Source organism: Planococcus sp. MB-3u-03, from assembly GCF_002833405.1.
In the GTDB taxonomy this organism is placed as follows: Bacteria; Bacillota; Bacilli; order Bacillales_A; family Planococcaceae; genus Planococcus.
This window is the reverse complement of record NZ_CP025135.1, coordinates 2074206-2092548: the sequence shown is the minus strand read 5'-3', so window position 1 is coordinate 2092548 and position 18343 is coordinate 2074206. Positions and strand designations below refer to the sequence as shown.

Sequence of the window (18343 nt, the reverse complement as noted above, 5' to 3'; positions counted from 1 at the left end):
CCGGATTTTTTATTTGGATTTGATGAACTTGCTTCTGGATACGAGAAGGACCATATAACATAACAATCCGAAAAGCATCGAGATAAGCAAGGAGTGGAGCAAGGCAACCGCCAGATTCAACTTCGTCAAGACCACGAGCATTCCGGACGTGGCTTGGAGAAGCACGATTGCAAAGGCGATGAGCCAGCCCCAATAGATGACCCGCTGGTCGCGGTAATGGCGATACGCATGCAGCGCGATAACGCCGATCCAGATAACGATGAGCGCAGCTGCGAAGCGGTGGCCCATTTGGACCCATTCATACATATTGCTTGGCAACGCAAACTGATCGTTTCGGCACAACGGCCAATCGGAGCAGATCAGGCTTGATTCCGTATGGCGAACAAGAGCGCCGGTGTAGACGACGACATAAGAATACAGCGCAACGCCGAGCGTGTGGAATTTCAATGTGCGGCCGATTTGCACGCGGTCCGCATCGAACTTGCGATCCACTTCAAAGATCAACAAGGTCAACAGCAGGACAGCGGCAAACGACAGCAGGGAAATCCCGAAGTGAAGCGCGAGGATGAAATCGCCTTGGCCCCATAGAACTTGAGCAGCCCCGATCAATGCTTGCAGCACGAGGAAGAAGACCGCCATGAAGGCAAGGAACTTCGTTTCCCGCACATGGCCGAACTTGCGCCAAGCCCATACAGCTAACACCACAATCAAAATTCCAACCACGCCCGTCACCAGGCGGTGGGAGAACTCGATCAGCACTTCAGGGGTGATTTCCCGTGGAATTAAATTGCCGTTGCAGTCCGGCCAGTTGCGACCGCAGCCCATGCCGCTGTCGGTTTTGGTTACCAAAGCCCCGCCGAGGAGGATGAGCAGCATGCCGACAGATGCAAGAACCCCGAATATTTTTATATAAATGTTGCTTTTCAAAATGCCACCTACTTTTTTTAGAAAAACTTTTAGCGTTAACGATAACCTGCATACTTGATGATAGCGAAACTGCGTTTAAAATACAACGAGAAATGGGTGTTCGCTTAAACTTTCAAGAATTGGACATAATAATAGAGACCTTCACAAACTGTTCAAAAACAGCGTTTTTTCTATCTTAAAATAACGAGGGGGCTACTGTATGATTAGAGATGAATATTTGTAAGACCAATTGCGTGAAATCATCATTTATATCAGGAAATTTCAGTAATATGTAGAAAAAAAGCTGGAATTTAGATATAGTTATGGTTAGCGGAATATGCTTACAACTTTGAAAGGAGGGAGTTATATGTCAAACGGCCGGTCTTTGTCTGCAGAACCGACCGATGCTGTAGAATCGAGCACGTTCACTAAAGATTTTCTGGCACTTATTAAGATTGGGATTGTCAATTCCAATTTAATTACCGTCTTTACGGGGCTGTGGCTCGCTTTCCAGTTTTCGGATAAGAATTTCCTTGATCACATGGATATTCTCGTCTACACGATCGTCGGTTCGGCATTGATCATTGCGGGGTCTGCGGCGATGAATAATTATATCGACACAGATATTGACCCATTGATGGCCAGCAAGAGAGCCCGTCCGACAGTTACGGGCAGGTTCAAGCCATCCGCTGTCTTGGCACTCGCCATTTCTTTCATCGTTATAGGCGAACTCTTTTTGTTTTCCGCTTCTGTTTCAGCAGGTCTGTTTGGAATCGCCGGCATCTTGGCTTATGTTGTTCTCTATTCGATGTGGTCGAAGAGACGGCATGTCGGCAACACGATCGTCGGCAGCATTTCCGGCGCAATCCCGCCGCTAATCGGCTGGGCTGCGGTGGAGCCGGCGCTCGGTACGGGCGCATGGGCGCTGTTTCTGATTATGTTCATCTGGCAGCCGCCGCATTTTTATGCGCTTGCCATGAAACGGACGGAAGAGTATCGGGCTGCAAATATTCCGATGCTACCGGTGGTCAAAGGATTCCACCGGACAAAAAAATCGATGCTTGCATGGATTTTACTGCTTTTCCCATTGCCGTTCCTGCTTATGGAACTTGGGATAGGCTTCATCATCTTAGCAACAGCGTTGAATATCGGATGGCTTGTTCTTGCGATCCGGGGCTTCAAAGCAGCTGATGATTTGAAATGGGCGAAGAAAATGTTCATCTATTCGTTGAACTATATGACGATTCTATTTGTCTCGATGATCATTTTTGCAGTATTCGTCTAAATTTCTCTTTTACTTAACTGTAAAACATTTTATTCAGAGAGGGGTATGAAAAGCTATGATGAAAGGACCTAAGAAATGGCGCCTCTTCGCCTTGATGACCGCATTGCTTGTTTTTCTTTCAGGCTGCGGGCGCGAAGAGATCTCGACGCTGATACCGGCTGGTAAGGTTGCACAAGATCAGTTCAACTTGCTGATTTTGTCATCCATTGTCATGTTATTCGTTATCGTCGTCGTCACTATCATCTATGTATTGGCAATTGTGAAATTCCGCCGTTCAAAAGTAGGGGAGGACATGATCCCTGAACAAGTCGAAGGAAGCGCGCGTCTTGAGTTTATCTGGACAGCAATTCCAATCGTCCTGCTTTTGATCCTCGCTGTTCCGACGGTCTACTCAACATTCGACCTGGCTGATGTCACGGCGATGGACGCACAGGATGAAGACGGCGTGGCCGAAAACTTGACGGTCAATGTAACCGGGAAACTTTACTGGTGGGAATTCGAGTATCCTGAACAGGAAATCATCACTGCACAGGAACTGGTCGTCCCGACTGGCGAACGCGTCTACTTCAATTTGATTGCTGCAGACGTTAAGCACTCGTTCTGGATTCCTTCTGTTGGCGGTAAACTCGACGTCAACCCTGAAAACGTCAACACCTTCTATTTGGAATTCGATAAAGAATCTTCAGAACTTGAAGAAGGCGTTTACTTCGGTAAATGTGCCGAGCTTTGCGGCCCTTCCCACGCTTTGATGGATTTCAAAGTCAAAACGCTTAATCGCGAAGACTTTGATGCATGGGTAGCTGCAATGCAGGAAGAACAAGCTGCGCCTTCAGAAACTGTTGCTCAAGAAGGACAGGAAATCTTTGAGCAAAGCTGTATCGCCTGCCACGCAACTAACGCAGCAGGAGCGGCTCCTGGAGTTGGACCAAACTTAACAACTTTCGGTGACCGCACCACAATCGCGGGCTTCATGGAACATGACGAAGAAACATTGAAAAACTGGATTGCTGACCCTCAGCAGTATAAGCCGGGCAACTTGATGCCTAATCCAGAAGAGATCAACAATGGAGAGCCATTCTCTGATCAAGAGCTTGATGCACTTGCTGCATACTTGATGAGCTTGAAAGTTGAAGAGTAAAAGTTAAAAAAGGAGGTAAACTATTGTGAGTTCTAACTCTCAGAAAAAGGGTTTCGGCGCTACAATATGGGACTACTTAACAACAGTAGACCATAAGAAAATCGCGATCCTCTACTTGATCTCCGGCGGATTCTTCTTCCTAGTCGGCGGCGTAGAAGCGATGATGATCCGGATTCAACTTATGAAAGCCGGAAACGATTTCCTCAGCGCCGGAACGTATAACGAAGTTTTAACGATGCACGGAACGACCATGATCTTCCTTGCGGCGATGCCGATTCTCTTGGCATTCATGAACGCCGTCTCACCTTTGCAAATCGGTGCGCGTGATGTGGCGTTTCCTTTCCTGAACTCACTTGGGTTCTGGCTATTCTTCTTCGGTGGCGTATTCCTTAACCTTTCATGGTTCTTGGGCGGAGCACCGGATGCAGGATGGACAAACTATGCTTCTTTGGCACTTGCCTCTGAAGGCCACGGAATCGATTTCTACTCGCTTGGTTTGACGATATCCGGTTTCGGTACCTTGATCGCGGGGATTAACTTCCTTGTTACGATCATCAATATGCGTGCTCCGGGTATGACGTATATGAGAATGCCGCTTTTCACTTGGACGACTTTCGTAGCGTCCGCGTTGATTCTCTTGGCATTCCCTCCACTGACTGTCGGTATCTTCTTTATGGTATTCGACCGTTTGTTCGGGGCTAATTTCTTTGACGTAACGATGGGCGGTAACACCATTATCTGGGAGCACTTCTTCTGGATCTTCGGTCACCCGGAAGTTTACATCTTGATTTTGCCAGCATTTGGTATTTTCTCTGAAATCTTTGCGATTTTCTCCCGCAAACGCCTATTCGGTTACACGGCATTGGTCTTTGCGACAATCCTTATCGGTTTCTACGGATTCATGGTTTGGGCTCACCACATGTTTACAGTTGGTCTTGGACCGACGGCTAACGCGGTCTTCGCCCTTGCAACGATGATCATCGCAGTTCCGACAGGGATCAAAATCTTTAACTGGCTACTTACGATCTGGGGAGGAAACATTTCCTTCACAGTGCCGATGATCTACGCAGTTGCGTTTATCCCGTCATTCGTAGCCGGTGGGGTAACGGGCGTTATGCAGGCAATTGCGCCGCTTGATTACCAGCTGCACGATTCTTACTTTATCGTCGCCCACTTCCACTACGTAATCGTTGGTGGTGTTGTGCTCGCAATTTTGGCAGGTACGCATTTGTACTGGCCGAAAATGTTCGGTACGATGTTGAGCGAAAAACTTGGGAAATGGACATTCTGGTTCTTCTTCATCGGATTCCATTTGACATTCTTTATCCAGCATTTCCTCGGCCTTATGGGTATGCCTCGCCGTGTTTACACGTTCGGAGCAGATCAAGGCTGGGATCTATTCAACGCAATCAGCTCGGCTGGTGCCTTGCTTATGGCGATCGGGGTACTCATCCTCCTCGTCAACGTTGTGATGACAGTTGTTAAAGGCGAGCGCGTCGGTAACGACCCATGGGGCGACGGACGTACGCTTGAATGGGCAATCCCGTCACCACCGCCATTCTATAACTTTGCACAAACACCGCTTGTCCGTGGACTTGACCCGTATTGGATCGAGAAAATGGAAGGCAATAAAGAAGGCATGGTCTATGCTGAGCCACTCGGCGATATCCACATGCCGAACGGATCATTCATTCCTTTCGTTATCTCACTTGGCATGTTCATTGCTTCATTTGGCGCAATGTACCATATGGATGGGCATGCGTGGGCGCTTCCTGTATTGATCGGCGGTCTTGCGATCACATTCGGTTCAATGCTCGTGCGTTCTTTGAAAGATGACCTTGGTTTCCATGTAACAAAAGAAGAATTGATTGCGGATAACGAACGCATTCAAAGAGAAGCAAGAGCGCTGGAAGGAGGCAAAAAAGGTGGACTTAAATAAACGATATACCCCACAAACTTGGCCCGATCATCCTGAAACGGCGACGCTCGAAGGGAAGAACAAGTTCGTTGGTTTCTGGTTGCTGCTGGCAGCTGAGACCGTCACCTTCGCCTCTCTCTTCGCAACTTATCTTGCGTTGAAAGATAAAGGCCCAAGCGGAATGGAATTTTCCGCTTCCGGTCTGTTCGAACTACCGCTTGTTTTTGCCATGACGATGATTCTTTTGACCTCTTCGTTGACTAGTGTCTACGCGATGTATCATATGAAGAATCATAATTTCAAGGCCATGCAGGCATGGCTCGGAATTACCGTGCTATTGGGGCTTGCGTTCCTAGGTCTGGAGATTTATGAGTTTAATCACTATGTACATCTCGGTTTTGGTTTTACCAATAGTGCCTTTAGTTCCGCATTCTATGTATTAGTCGGAACTCACGGAGCTCACGTAGTCTTCGGGCTTAGCTGGTTCATCGCGTTAATGCTCCGTAACGCTAAACGCGGCTTGAACATGTACAATGCACCGAAGTTCTATCTTGCCGCTCTTTACTGGCATTTCATTGACGTAGTATGGGTGTTCATCTTCACTGTAGTCTACTTGATGGGAGTGATCGGTTAATATGGCACACGATACTCACGATATTCACAGATCCAGAACGGAATTTGAATTTATCAAGAAAAAACGTGCTACCGAGATGCGCGGCCAGTTGACATCATTTGCTATGATGATTTTCTTGACATTGATCGCGTTCACTTTAGTGGCAGCTGATTTTTCGAATTACTTGATCGTGCCGATTATCTTGCTATTGGCTGCAATTCAAGTCGTGCTTCAGCTTTATAATTTCATGCACATGAGCAATAAAGGCCATGGCATGATGGCATTCTTCATGTTCAGCGGCATCTTTGTCGCATTCACTATCGTTCTTACGATGGTCACCATCGTTTGGTGGTAAACTAAAAAACTCCGGACTGTAAAAAGTCCGGAGTTTTTTTATGTGGATGCATTGTGTCGGCTCGCAAATGTCATGATTCGTTCATTGATATGGCAAGGCATCACCTATATAATGAGGGTACTTAAGGAAAAAAGGAGGTACGGTCTAATGCCAATCAGCATTTTTGGCTTCGAGGCGTTATGGAGCCCCTGGTATTTTGGATTTCTCGTACTGATTACGCTTTTATATTTTCTAGTCACCACAAAGTGGAGACATAAATTCACGGATAGTGAACCGCTTCAAACCAAGCAGGCCTTGCTCTTCGTGTCAGGGATGGCCTTGATCTACATCTTGAAAGGCTCGCCGGTCGATTTGCTTGGACACATCACCTTGACGATGCATATGGTTCAGATGGCGCTGCTCTTGCTATTGGCTGCCCCTCTTGTGATCATGGGGATTCCTTCATATATTTGGCGGGCATTCATCGAGTTGCCAATTATCAACCCTCTGTTCATGTTCTTCACTAAACCATTGATCGCCTTGCTGCTATTCAGTTTGTTCTTCTCCGTTTACCATTTGCCGCTTGTTTTCGATTTCGTCAAGCAGGACATGCTGATCCACAGCATCGTCAGCACATTGTTATTCGTGTCGGCACTTCTTTACTGGTGGCCGGTGGTCAATAATCTAGAAGGCATGCACAAATTCCACGGACTGAAGAAATTGGGCTATTTATTCGGCTTGAGCGTCTTGATGACGCCTGCTTGTGCTTTGATCATTTTCAGCACGACACCGTTTTATGCAACGTACTCAGACGGAGAAGCTTGGATGCAGGCAATGGCTTTATGCGTACCTGCAGGGACATTGGCCCAGCTTAACTTGTCAGGCCCTGAACTCTTCACGAATATGTCGCTGATCGAAGACCAACGCACCGGCGGCATCACAATGAAAATTATCCAGGAATTGGTATTTACTGTGTTCATTTGGCTAGTCTTCCATGAATGGCTGAAAAATGAAACAGCCAATGCCGATGAAATCACCGCTAAAGTTTTGCAGGACCGCAAAGATATGGCGTATTACAGACATAATGGGCAATGACCCAAAAGGAGTTTAATTAAATGAATTTGCCGCTATTGCCAACCATTAGTACATTCTTTATCGTCTTGAGCGCCGTATTGGTGGCGATCGGATGGAACTTGATCCTCAAACGCCGCATCGAAGCACATAAAAAAGTGATGCTTGGCGCCGGTGCCGCTGCACTGACGTTTTTCATCATCTATGTCTCGCGTACATTATTCGTAGGAAATACGGCATTCGGGGGACCGGATGAATTGAAAATCTACTATACCGTCTTTCTAATTTTCCATATCACGCTTGCAACTATCGGGGCAGTGATGGGACTGGTGACCATCTACTGGGGCTTGAAAAACCGCCTCGATAAACACCGCAAGATCGGCCCGTTCACGAGTGTTGTGTGGTTCTTCACCGCGATTACAGGAGTTACCGTTTATTTACTGCTTTATGTATTCTACGAAGGCGGACACACGACTTCGGTTTTCAAAGCGATTCTGGGTGGATAAAAAAAGCACTGAGCATAACTTGCTCAGTGCTTTTTCGGTTTTCGAGAAAGGTTAGACACCGTATTTTCCGAAGCTTATCGCTCGCTTTCCGTGGGCTCGCGCCCAAGCCTCCTCAGCCGCTACGCTGCTTGCGGGGTCTCGGTCGTCTCGCTGATCCACAGGAAAGATAAAGTCGACCTACGGGAGACATTATCTTTGCGAAAGTAATGCGCAGCATTATTGAGCAGAAGGGTTTACGAGCGAACGCTTCTCCAAATACTTGCATAGAACATTGGTTTTTGAATGTGGAATAAGTGGTCTCTTTTTTCATTTATAGCGATTTCAGATTTCTTCAACACTCTGAAAAAGCACTGAGCATAATTTGCTCAGTGCTTTTTTTGTGCATTTTAAACTTTAAACTCCATTTTGATGATTCCGGCTTCGCGTGCCGAAGTAAAGAGAATGACCAGTAGCGGCCCGATAAAGAAGCCAAGAAAGCCGATCAATTGAAGGCCAATGAACATAGCGATCAATGTGGCAAGGGGGGATAGCCCGATTTGGGTGCCCATCACTTTCGGTTCAACTGTTCTTCTGATGACCAATAGCACCAAGGCCAAAATCGCAAGCTGCGTTCCTTGGACGATATCGCCGACAATGAACATGTAAATGAACCAAGGGGTCAATACGATAATCGAACCGAGGATCGGGATGAAGTCGATGACCCAGATGACAAGCGACATGACCAAGGCATATTCAGGCGCGATAAACAACAAGGCGATCAATGAAACCGCAAAGATGATCAAACTGACAAGGAATTGGGCTTTCAAGAAGCCGAAGACGACATTGTTCAGGCGGGCACTCATAAAGCGCACTTTCTCGGCCGTCGATTCCTTCAAGCGGTTGAACAGCATACCTTTCAAATCCATCAAATCGAGCATGAACAAGAACAAGGCGATGAGGAAGACGATGAAGCTGACCAAAAAAGAAGGGATGCCCGTCAATAAATTGGTGACCGTATCGTAGTTGACGAAAGTTAAGATCCAGTCGCGAATGCCTTCCGCAAAAGCGATCATTTCCGTTTCGAATGAATTGACGACTTCAACCGGCATTTCGGCGGTGGAGCGCAGGAAGAAGGCTTCCACTTCACCCCACATATGTGAGAGGGAATTTGTATACTCTGGAACCATTTTTGAGAATTGTATAATTTGTCCAACCAACTGCGTGATAATCCAGTAAACCAAGCCAGAAGCAATGACGAGGAAGAGAATAAACACCGTGATGACCGCACCTTTACGTTGCCATTTGAACCGTTTCTGCATGAATTTGACAAAAGGTTCAAGGAAGATGGCGGTGAGCAATGCGATGATCAACGGAACAGCAATTGGCAATATGTATATAGAGATTAAAACCACAATAGCAATGACCAGCAATATGGTGGCCAGTTTTTTATTAAACCACTTGCCCACAATAAACCTCCTTCAATTGACTGCGTGAAATTCCACGGCAAAGCATTTGTTTAAAAAAACCGCAGTTCGTGTTGAACTGCGGAGATTTTACGCTTTGATTTCGAACTCGGAAATTTCTTTTTTGATGGAAGCCAAAATTTCAGCGCCAGTTTTCAATAGGTGATCTGGGAAATGCTCATCTTCACCATATTCAATGCCGTGCGGGTAGTAATGCTTGCCGATGACCGGCTTCAAGACGCGAACAGTCGCGTCGTTGGCATCGACGTCTCCATCGATAGCGTAAGCGAAAACGCGCAAGTAATAAGTGCCTTCACGGACGATGAATTTGCGGTCGTATGTGACACGCTCATAATCCCACTGGCCTTCTTTCGTTAAGCCGTGCTTGTTCATGATGTCTTCAAGCAATGTAATATCCACTTCGATGTTCTCTAGTCCTGTATTTTCAAAATACATGGGATCTCCTCCTCTATAACAAAAAAAGACTGAATGCTCCTTTAATAATAGATCATATTTTAGGTACATGCAATGGCTAGATTGTGTCAGAATGCGGGCGGCTGTTATAATGGGGAAAATGGGTGTCAGGAGCTGATTCAGTGAAGGACTTGTTACGCATCATGATTTTCTTGGCGATTGTCCTGATTGGACTGTTTTACTTGGACCCGTCAATCAGTGAAAATGAATTGCTGGAAGCGCCGCGCCCGGCGGATCCATTGCCGGCCGATAACTTGACGGATTCGGAGATGGATGTTGAACGGCCGACGAGCGGGCTTTCCGTACACATAGGGGAGTCGTCGGAAGAGTGGCTGGCGGAGCATGGCAAGCCCGACCGCATCGAGCCATCCGCTTTTGCTTACGAGTGGTGGGTGTACGATGCCGCTTATTCCAATTTCGTCATGGTCGGTGTGAAGGAAGGGCGTATAGTCCAAGTGTATGCGGCTGGGGAATCGACCGATATCGAACCTTACGAAATCGGGCAGACAATAGAAGAGCTTTACAGGTTCACGATCGTCCAGAACGAAGTGACCGTAAAATACGGAACCAATACCTATACATTCAATTTAAGCGAGCAGGATATGGATAAGCGGATCTTGGTCAGTTTTGAAGACCTCTATGCACAATTGTATATCGACGCTGAAGACCAGCAACTAGAGGCGGTCAGGTTCATGGATGCAGAAACGCTGATCCGCCACCAGCCGTACGATATGATGTATTCAGGAGATTTATTGGTGACGCCAAGGCCGTCGTCGACATTGCAGCGGTCGATTGATGAAGCAAACGCTAAACAAGTGGTCGATTTGACCAATGTCTATCGGCTTCGCCATCAGCGCTCCTTGGTCCAAGAAAATGTCGGCATCGGTTTATTGGCCAAGCAGACGAGTGAGGAAATGGCGCGCATGGAGTTCACTTCCGTAGAGATGGAAGTGGAAGATCTGGAAGCCCGACTGCAAGGGGCGGATATTCCGTTCGATTTAGCGGCGATCAACACGGCTTCACGCTACTATGATGCAGCCGAGACCTTGCATGGCTGGTTCAACTCTCCGACTCACAGAGGAACTTTATTGAGTACACAGTACAACCAGGTCGGCGTCGGCGTATTCGGCAAGTATTATAGCCAAATCCTGTTGAAGCAGGATCCCGGCGTCTACGAAAGCCAATAGGGAAGCGCCCGCATGAAAGAGCAGCCGTAATTTTCAGCCAGTTTCAGGAGTAAACGGTGTATGAATCTGGAAAACAATCTGATATGATGAAAGCGTAGAGGAGGAATGCAAAGTGATCATGACCTACGAATGGGTCGGTATAACTGACTCTGCGGACGAGCTGAGTGAAATGATACTGCAATCAGAGCAGGCTGCGAAATACCGCGATGCCTATGACTCTGTCTATAGCGATAAACTATTGGCGAGGGAGATCCACGATTTCGCCAGGCTGAAGGAGCTGTACGAAGAAGTGCAGCGCTTCGGCAAATACCACCCCGATTACAAACGGGTGATGAAGCAAATCCGCGTGGACAAACGCCGGCTGGACCTCAACGAAAAGGTGGCGGAGCTGCGGCTCGCGGAAAATGAGCTGCAGGACTTGATGGACCAAGTCAGCTTCATCCTTGGCCGGTCGGTGTCCGAAGCGGTCAAGATCCCTTCGAGCAATCCGTTCTTTTCATCGGATTCCTCGTGCGGAAGCGGCTGTGGCACAGGCGGCGGCTGTTCTTGTTCCGCATAATAAAAAAGTGCAACCTCAATGGGTTGCACTTTTTTTATTGGCGTTTTTCTTCAACTGCCGAAATCAATTCGATGGCGATATCAGGCCGGTCGGTGATGATGCCTTTGGCTCCGGCGCCTATCAATTTCTCCATCGCTTCCTTGTCGTCGATGACCCAGTAGTGAACCGGTACATTCAAGCGGTCAAGAAAGGCAATGAACCGCGCAGAGTCGAGGCGGAATACTGAATGCTTCACTGGGATCTGCACAACATCCGCACGCGGTGCATACAGATGGCCGAACTGGCTATTGAAGGAAGTAAAGGCTTTGCGCACTTCATTTTCTCCTGCGCCAAGTGCGACACGGTTTTGGGCGTATAAATTGAAGCGGTCGATTTGTTCGTCGTAGAAGCTGGTAACGACGACACGGTCTTCTGCACCCAAGGATTCGATCAAGCGCCACAGTTTAGATGGCACCAAACTGCCTTCATACGTATCAGGTGCGTCTTTGATGTCGATATTGATATACATCTGCGGGAATTTGTCCAGCAGTTCACGAAGCAGGACGACTTTTTCGCCTTTTCCGCGGTAGGAATTTTCGCCTTTGTCATCGACGAAATGATAGCCGAGGTCAAGTTCACGCAATTCATCGAGTGTCATTTCAGCTACACGCCCGGCTGAACCGGAAGTGCGGTCGACAAACTCATCGTGGAAAACCAGGATCTCCTCGTCGTTGGTCATGCGAATATCGATTTCAAACCCGTGGACGCCGAGTTCTGCGGCGCGGTCAAAGGCTGCCATCGTATGCTCCGGTGCGAGCGAGCTGCCGCCGCGATGGGCTAGGACGATCGGATGCCCATAGTCGAGAACGGCTTTTTGCGGCCGTTTTTGCGGATCTGTGAATGCTTTTGAACCAGCCCATGCCGCAGCACCGACAGCGGCGGCGGCAAGGCCGATTTTCGTTTTCTTACCCATATATGTATAACCCCCTGTTTTGGTAGTATCCACATTATAGCGGAAGGCTTCACTTGCTGTCAGTTTATTCGGTTGCGGCTTTTTTTAGTCCTATGGTATTCTAGAGTTTAGAAAAGAGGGATAGATATGCATGATCGCCAAGGTCTGATTGTCTATGTGCATCAGCTGAAACAAGCAAAATCACTGCGGAAGTATGGACACGTCCATTTTATTTCCCGCAAATTGAAATATGTCGTCGTCTATATGGACCAGGACAAAATCGAAGCCACAAAAGAAAAACTATCCAAACTGCCGTATGTCAAGAAAGTGCTGGAATCCCAGCGGCCTTTCCTTAAGACGGAATATGAAAATGCCAAGCCCGATAAAGCGAAAGAATACGATTATAAAATCGGCTTGTGATCATTGCATCGGCGGAATATAATGGTTGAGCCTGAGAATGGCGATAAGGTGGCCGAAATAAAGTTTGGTGTCCGCGTATTGTGAAGAATGCTTGACGTCCATGCGAATCGGCTCATGGCCCATTTCCTTGACGGCATCCTCGAACACGGCCAATCGCTTCGATCCGTCCGGTACGCCTTCGCGGCATAGATAGATAGGCATGAAATTGCCTTCTTGGGCTGGCCGGAATGCAGCGGCGACGGAAACGACAGGATGGCCGTCTTTCGTTTTTGAAACGAACACGAAACCGTGCATAAACCGTTCTCTATTGCTTTCCATCAATTGGCGAAGTTCATATATATCGCCGTACCCTTCTCCGAGCTCGATAAAACGTTGTATCATCTAAAACACGTCCTTTCCAGAATCCATTCTACCATTGTGGGCGGTATTTGCAGTACTAAAATGATAAAGTAAGAGGCGATAGTATGCGTGTAGTAGCAGGACAGGCGAAAGGCCTGCCTTTGAAAGCGGTTCCCGGAAATTCGACGAGGCCGACGACTGATAAAGTAAAAGAATCCATCTTCAATATGATCGGTCCATTTTTTGATGGCGGAACCGCAGTGGACTTGTTTGCCGGAAGTGGCGGGCTCGGAATTGAAGCCTTAAGCCGTGGCATCGACCATGCGATTTTCACCGATAAAGACAAAAAAGCCGTGGAGACCATACAGGCAAATTTGGAAAAAACCAAGTTGACAGAATCGGCGGAAGTGTACCGTGCCGAAGCTGAACGCGGATTGAAAGCCATGAAGAAAAATGGCGTCATGGCGCGCTTGCTGTTTCTGGATCCCCTTACCATATGGAAAAAGCATATGGGCTGATGGCGAAAGCAGCTGAATTCGGCTTGCTTGAAGATGAGGCGATCATCGTGTGCGAACATGAGCGGGATATCGAATTGCCGGACGAAACAGCTGGGTGTCCGGTTTAAAAGGAATTATATGGGAATACAATCATTTCAATTTACCGCTACCAGGGGAAGAGGAGAACGCATTGACTAAAATTGCAGTAGTACCGGGAGTTTCGATCCGATTACGATGGGCCATTTGGATATCGTCAAACGGGCATCATCAATCTTTGATGAAGTGAAAGTCGTAGTCATGAACAATTCATCGAAAATCCATTATTCGATGTGGATGAACGGATGGCATTGATTGCAGAAGTGACTAAGACGATTCCGAATGTGACCGTCGATTCATTTGCCGGCTTGCTAATCGACTATGCAGTGGAAGCAGAAGCAAATGCAATCATCCGGGGCTTAAGAGCCGTCTCGGATTTTGAATACGAGATGCAGATCACGTCCATGAACCGTTTTTGAATGAAAACATCGAAACTTTGTTCATGGTGTCAAATAACCAATATTCTTTCCTCAGTTCGAGCATTGTCAAAGAAGTGGCGAAATATCAAGGCAATATTTCCGGGCTGGTCCCCGAAGCGGTGGAAAAGCATTAATAGAAAAGTTCAAATAAGTCACGTGACACGTGGCTTTTGTTGTGTTTCGAACGAAAAGGAGAGGATATGCGATGAAAATAAAAACTATGGTTTTTGTGCTGGTGATGGCGCTCGTCGTGTTCGTCAGCTCCTACCGGCTGGATGCTTATATTTCACGCCCGGGCGATGCATATGAGTTATCGCCGCTGGTGGAAGTGGAGGGGCGGGATGAAGATGACGCAGGCACGCTCAGCTTGATGACCGTGACGATGTTCAATGCGACTCCCGCTTTATACATTATGGCGCAATTCCAGGAAGGCTATAAAGTGCTCGACCCGGAACAAGTGAAGCCCCATGAAAGTGACGAAGAGTACAATGTCAGGCAGCTGAAGCTAATGTCTGACTCCCAGGTCAATGCGCTGCAAGTGGCCTTTGAAGAAGCCGGCAAACCGTATGAAGTATCGAGCAACGGCGTCTTTATCCTGAACGTACTGGAAGACGGGGCCGCTGCCGGTTTATTGTCGCCTGGCGACCGCTTGATGGAAATCGATGGGCAGTCTTATGGTTCGATGGAAGAATTCCTGGATTACTTGAGCAATAAAAAAGTTGGGGATGAAGTGGAATTGGTGATCGAGCGTGATGAACGCACGATCAATCAAACAATCACACTGACCCCGCTGCCGACAGAGCCTGAGCGCGCAGGCATCGGCATTTCCTTTGTAGAAGACAAGGAAATCGAAACGACTCCAGATGTTTCAATCGATTCCGATACCATCGGCGGGCCGTCCGCCGGATTGATGTTCACTTTGGAAATCTTGAATCAATTGGTGGATGAAGACATTACCCATGGGTATGACATCGCTGGCACCGGCACAATGGAAAGCGATGGAACGGTCGGGCCTATCGGCGGGATCGACCAAAAGGTCATAGCAGCAGACCGCGCCGGCATCGACGTTTTCTTCGCACCGGATAATGAGGGCGGTTCCGGGACGCCGAGCAATTTTGATGTCGCGATGGAAACCGCAGAAGAGATCGGCACCGAGATGGATATCGTCCCGGTCGCCAACATCGATGCTGCACTGGATTATTTGTCGGAACTATCGCCCAGATAAATAGGCGGTGTCGTATATTCTTTTTTCAATGAGTCTGCGCCAATCGCTTGAAGGTAAAGTGCTGACGCGCGGATATCGAGCTGTCCCATATTTCCTGTCAAATCCGCGGCGCGGCTGATGACAGGGAGCGGGATGGCTTTTTTCTGTTCGTTCAAATAACGTCTGCCGTTATGCGTCATGCCGAGCAAGCGGATGTATTCCGGATGTGTGGCAGTTCGTGCTTCCTGTTGCGTGTAGCCGGTGAAAATATGGGTCAGCATGCGCTGTATGCGCGTACGGGTAAAGCGTTTGCTTTTCACCCGGTTGATAAACACATCGAAAGTTTCCGAGCGCTTCGCCGACTCGTGGATCAAGTTTTCGATGCCTTCCGTCACTTCGGCAAAACGGGCAAGTGCTTTTGGCCCTTCGCGCAAGATCGTGAAACGCAGCATCGGGTAAAACCTTTGCCAGTCGACGAATCCTTGCTGCTCCGCATGAACGCGTTCGAGCAAACGGATGCTGCTCAACGGTAAATACGGCGCTAATTCCCCAAGTTCTTCGCCTTCGAAAAAGGCATTGCGGATGCCGGTCGCACTGGCGATCGCGACACCGGGCTCTAGCGGGTCGTGATAGCCTGCACCGATGCGCTGTATTGTCAGCGGTGCCATCGCGCTGTTGATCGTGCGGGCTGCTTCTATATAATGATAGCCGAGAATATTGTTCGGCTTGGTCAAGTCGGCATAGCGGCCGCTGCCATTTGTTAAGCTCAAGTAGGCGTCGTTCAACGCCTTTGGATAGCTGATGCCGGTCTGAACCCTATCATGGATGACTTTTTCGTATTGCTCTCTTTCTGTGCTCAATAATTCCAGGCTGTTCAGGAACGGTTCGATCTCGCCTTGTTCGCTGCCGAAGCAAAAAGATGCGCATCCTGCTGCGTCGAGCAATTCGATGGCGCCGCGTGCGAATTCGGAAGCCTGCGCAGTCGCAAAAGCATAAGGCAATTCGATGACCAAATCGACGCCAGCCGAGAGCGCCATTTCCGTGCGCGTCCATTTATCGGCAAACGCCGGCTCGCCGCGCTGCAGGAATTGGCCGCTCATGACGGCGACGACCACATCGGCGCCTGACAGCTCCTTTGCTTTCGCCACGTGATGCAAATGACCATTATGGAAAGGGTTATATTCAACAACGATTCCTGTCGCTTTCATTACAGCACCTTCTTTTGGTATGATTAGTTCTAGTATAACGATGAGCGAATTATGGTGACAAGATTTTTTCTTGACATCGTTTGTTCTACATTATATAATCAACTTTGTTGTCTTGAGGTGATTACTTATGAAAATAGCGATTCAACAGCTACAAAAGTATCGTAACGACGGGATGCCAATTGACCAGTATGTTCAATTGGATGAGGCGAAAAAGCGCAATAGCGATATTCGCGCCGTATCTCCTATACACGTCACAGGACACTGTACGATTGGTTCGCAACAAATGACGTGCATGCTTCATCTTGAAGGGACGCTTACGCTGCCCTGCGCACGAACTTGGGAAGATGTCGAATACCCGGTCAGCATCGACACCGTGGAAATCTTCGATTGGTCTGAAAAAGGCCGTGAAGAAGGCGAGGACGAATATGTCCACGCGGTAACTACTGAAGTCATTGATCTTCAGCCGATTTTAGAAGAGCTGATCGCCCTTGAAGTTCCTATACAGGTCTTTAAGGAAGACTCAGAACAAACCGTTATCAAAGGCGGCAACGACTGGTCTTATTTGTCAGACGAAGAAGTTTTGGCCAAGAAGGAAGAAGCACAATCAAAACCGGATCCAAGACTGGCTGATTTAGCCAAGTATTTCGATCAGACAGATGAATAGAATCATTGTAAGGAGGTGTCACCAATGGCTGTACCGTTCAGAAGAACATCCAAAACCGCTAAAAGAAAACGCCGTACGCATTTCAAGCTATCCGTACCTGGTATGGTAGCGTGCCCAAGCTGTGGCGAAAGTAAATTGGCTCACCATGTCTGCAAAGCATGTGGATCATACAAAGGCAAAGAAGTAGTAGCTAGCAAATAAAACAGTATTTGCTTAGAAAAAGGTTATCTGGAGGCCATGGCTCCGGATAACCTTTTTCATTTGCCGAAAAACAGGTAAACTGGAGTCAGAGGTGAGTCAAAATATGGCATACATAATCGAAACCAAAAATCAGGTAATGACTTTTACGATCGACCGGCCCCATATCCGCAATGCCGTCAATAACGAAGTGATGGAAGGGTTTGAAGAACTCGCAAAACGCACCAGAGAAGAAGACATCCGTTATGTCATCATCACGGCAACAGGCGAGCAGGCATTTTGTTCAGGCGGTGACTTGTCCGTTTTTCATGAACTGAAAACTGAACAGCAGGCGTGGCCGATGCTCAGCCGCATGGGTGAAGCTTTGTATCGCATCAAGACGATCCCCGTCCCTGTCATCGCGCTCGTCAATGGCACCGCAGTCGGCGGCGGCTGCGAGATTGCGACGGCGTGTGATTACCGGCTGGTGAAGAGCCATGCCAAATGCGGGTTTATTCAAGGGACACTGGCTATCACGAGCGGCTGGGGCGGCGGCACTTATCTATTTGAAACCTTAAAGCATGACGCGGCACTGAAAATGCTCGGTGATGCGCGTGCCTACTCTGCAGGTGAATTGCTTGAGAACGGCTGGGCCAGCGCCATCATCGAAGAGGACGGGGATATCGAACGATTTCTGGCATCGATGAACCGTGTGCTGCCGTCCGTGCATCGCGCTTATAAAGAGATAGCGATCCGCAAATGGCAGGAAACGAATTTGAAACAGCGGGTCGATCAGGAGATCCGCGAGTGCGCTAGATTGTGGGCACAAGAAGCTCATCATCAGGCTGTGGATGGATTTTTGAACAAAAGTAAAAAATAGGGCTCCTCCGGGGTCTTTTTTTTATGTGAAAATGATGGCTCTTCTAATGATTGAAGCGAACAGGCGGAACATTAT

20 protein-coding genes and 2 pseudogenes are annotated in these 18343 nt (G+C 48.0%); 16 read left to right on the top strand and 6 right to left on the bottom strand.

Annotated elements, in window-relative coordinates:
* Positions 1-9: 9 nt before the first annotated feature.
* Positions 10-927, bottom strand: a complete 918-nt coding sequence (locus tag CW734_RS11805) for a COX15/CtaA family protein (RefSeq protein WP_101190603.1) — start codon at positions 925-927, stop codon at positions 10-12.
* A 346-nt stretch (positions 928-1273) separates the two neighbouring features.
* On the opposite strand from CW734_RS11805, the gene cyoE reads away from it, so the two are divergent.
* From cyoE to CW734_RS11770, 7 genes are all read left to right on the top strand, one after another.
* Positions 1274-2191 carry a heme o synthase gene (cyoE, locus tag CW734_RS11800; RefSeq protein ID WP_101190602.1) on the top strand — a complete coding sequence of 306 codons (918 nt, stop codon included), beginning with the start codon at positions 1274-1276 and terminating at the stop codon, positions 2189-2191.
* Between the two features lie 55 nt (positions 2192-2246).
* Positions 2247-3329, top strand: coding sequence for a cytochrome c oxidase subunit II (coxB, locus tag CW734_RS11795; protein ID WP_101190601.1), 1083 nt, complete (start codon positions 2247-2249; stop codon positions 3327-3329).
* Positions 3330-3354: 25 nt separating this feature from the next.
* Complete coding sequence (locus CW734_RS11790; protein ID WP_101190600.1) at positions 3355-5268, top strand: cytochrome c oxidase subunit I; 1914 nt, start codon at positions 3355-3357, stop codon at positions 5266-5268.
* Positions 5255-5881, top strand: coding sequence for a cytochrome (ubi)quinol oxidase subunit III (locus CW734_RS11785; protein ID WP_101190599.1), 627 nt, complete (start codon positions 5255-5257; stop codon positions 5879-5881). The genes CW734_RS11790 and CW734_RS11785 overlap by 14 nt, the downstream gene beginning before the upstream one ends.
* A gap of 1 nt (position 5882) precedes the next feature.
* A complete protein-coding gene (gene ctaF / locus CW734_RS11780; protein WP_101190598.1) occupies positions 5883-6215 on the top strand; it encodes a cytochrome c oxidase subunit IVB in 333 nt (110 codons plus the stop codon).
* Between the two features lie 147 nt (positions 6216-6362).
* The gene (gene ctaG / locus CW734_RS11775) at positions 6363-7289 is read left to right on the top strand and encodes a cytochrome c oxidase assembly factor CtaG (protein ID WP_058383484.1); all 927 of its coding nucleotides are present in this window, start codon (positions 6363-6365) and stop codon (positions 7287-7289) included.
* Positions 7290-7309: 20 nt separating this feature from the next.
* Positions 7310-7771 carry a DUF420 domain-containing protein gene (locus CW734_RS11770; RefSeq protein ID WP_101190597.1) on the top strand — a complete coding sequence of 154 codons (462 nt, stop codon included), beginning with the start codon at positions 7310-7312 and terminating at the stop codon, positions 7769-7771.
* Positions 7772-8157: 386 nt separating this feature from the next.
* Here CW734_RS11770 and ytvI read toward each other — a convergent pair whose 3' ends face one another.
* Together ytvI and CW734_RS11760 are read right to left on the bottom strand one after the other, a co-directional pair.
* Positions 8158-9216 carry a sporulation integral membrane protein YtvI gene (ytvI, locus tag CW734_RS11765; RefSeq protein ID WP_101190596.1) on the bottom strand — a complete coding sequence of 353 codons (1059 nt, stop codon included), beginning with the start codon at positions 9214-9216 and terminating at the stop codon, positions 8158-8160.
* An 87-nt stretch (positions 9217-9303) separates the two neighbouring features.
* Complete coding sequence (locus CW734_RS11760) at positions 9304-9669, bottom strand: YugN family protein (RefSeq protein WP_101190595.1); 366 nt, start codon at positions 9667-9669, stop codon at positions 9304-9306.
* 140 nt (positions 9670-9809) lie between these two features.
* Here CW734_RS11760 and CW734_RS11755 point away from each other — a divergent pair, with 140 nt between their 5' ends.
* Together CW734_RS11755 and CW734_RS11750 are read left to right on the top strand one after the other, a co-directional pair.
* The gene (locus CW734_RS11755; RefSeq protein ID WP_101190594.1) at positions 9810-10874 is read left to right on the top strand and encodes a CAP domain-containing protein; all 1065 of its coding nucleotides are present in this window, start codon (positions 9810-9812) and stop codon (positions 10872-10874) included.
* A gap of 112 nt (positions 10875-10986) precedes the next feature.
* Positions 10987-11433 carry a YlbF/YmcA family competence regulator gene (locus CW734_RS11750; RefSeq protein ID WP_058383489.1) on the top strand — a complete coding sequence of 149 codons (447 nt, stop codon included), beginning with the start codon at positions 10987-10989 and terminating at the stop codon, positions 11431-11433.
* A 34-nt stretch (positions 11434-11467) separates the two neighbouring features.
* On the opposite strand, the gene CW734_RS11745 is transcribed toward CW734_RS11750, so the two are convergent.
* Positions 11468-12385: a glycerophosphodiester phosphodiesterase family protein gene (locus CW734_RS11745; protein WP_101190593.1), complete on the bottom strand. Its 918-nt coding sequence runs from the start codon at positions 12383-12385 to the stop codon at positions 11468-11470.
* A 126-nt stretch (positions 12386-12511) separates the two neighbouring features.
* Between CW734_RS11745 and CW734_RS11740 the strand changes: the two genes are divergently transcribed.
* The gene (locus CW734_RS11740) at positions 12512-12784 is read left to right on the top strand and encodes a YlbG family protein (RefSeq protein WP_058383491.1); all 273 of its coding nucleotides are present in this window, start codon (positions 12512-12514) and stop codon (positions 12782-12784) included.
* Here CW734_RS11740 and CW734_RS11735 read toward each other — a convergent pair whose 3' ends face one another.
* Positions 12785-13165: a DUF7147 family protein gene (locus CW734_RS11735; protein ID WP_101190592.1), complete on the bottom strand. Its 381-nt coding sequence runs from the start codon at positions 13163-13165 to the stop codon at positions 12785-12787.
* An 83-nt stretch (positions 13166-13248) separates the two neighbouring features.
* Between CW734_RS11735 and rsmD the strand changes: the two are divergent.
* The 3 genes and pseudogenes from rsmD (at position 13249) to CW734_RS11720 (ending at position 15360) form a co-directional block, all read left to right on the top strand.
* Positions 13249-13748 (top strand): annotated as a pseudogene (gene rsmD, locus CW734_RS11730) (16S rRNA (guanine(966)-N(2))-methyltransferase RsmD).
* A 106-nt stretch (positions 13749-13854) separates the two neighbouring features.
* A pseudogene (gene coaD, locus CW734_RS11725) lies at positions 13855-14286 on the top strand (pantetheine-phosphate adenylyltransferase).
* Between the two features lie 54 nt (positions 14287-14340).
* Positions 14341-15360, top strand: coding sequence for a SepM family pheromone-processing serine protease (locus tag CW734_RS11720; protein WP_101190591.1), 1020 nt, complete (start codon positions 14341-14343; stop codon positions 15358-15360).
* On the opposite strand, the gene CW734_RS11715 is transcribed toward CW734_RS11720, so the two are convergent.
* A complete protein-coding gene (locus CW734_RS11715; RefSeq protein WP_101190590.1) occupies positions 15333-16547 on the bottom strand; it encodes a nucleotidyltransferase in 1215 nt (404 codons plus the stop codon). The genes CW734_RS11720 and CW734_RS11715 overlap by 28 nt on opposite strands.
* Positions 16548-16674: 127 nt before the next feature.
* Here CW734_RS11715 and CW734_RS11710 point away from each other — a divergent pair, with 127 nt between their 5' ends.
* The 3 genes from CW734_RS11710 (at position 16675) to CW734_RS11700 (ending at position 18268) form a co-directional block, all read left to right on the top strand.
* Complete coding sequence (locus CW734_RS11710; RefSeq protein ID WP_101190589.1) at positions 16675-17211, top strand: YceD family protein; 537 nt, start codon at positions 16675-16677, stop codon at positions 17209-17211.
* Positions 17212-17235: 24 nt separating this feature from the next.
* Positions 17236-17412, top strand: a complete 177-nt coding sequence (gene rpmF / locus CW734_RS11705; protein WP_082799159.1) for a 50S ribosomal protein L32 — start codon at positions 17236-17238, stop codon at positions 17410-17412.
* Positions 17413-17515: 103 nt separating this feature from the next.
* Positions 17516-18268, top strand: coding sequence for an enoyl-CoA hydratase/isomerase family protein (locus tag CW734_RS11700; RefSeq protein ID WP_101190588.1), 753 nt, complete (start codon positions 17516-17518; stop codon positions 18266-18268).
* Positions 18269-18343: the final 75 nt, after the last annotated feature.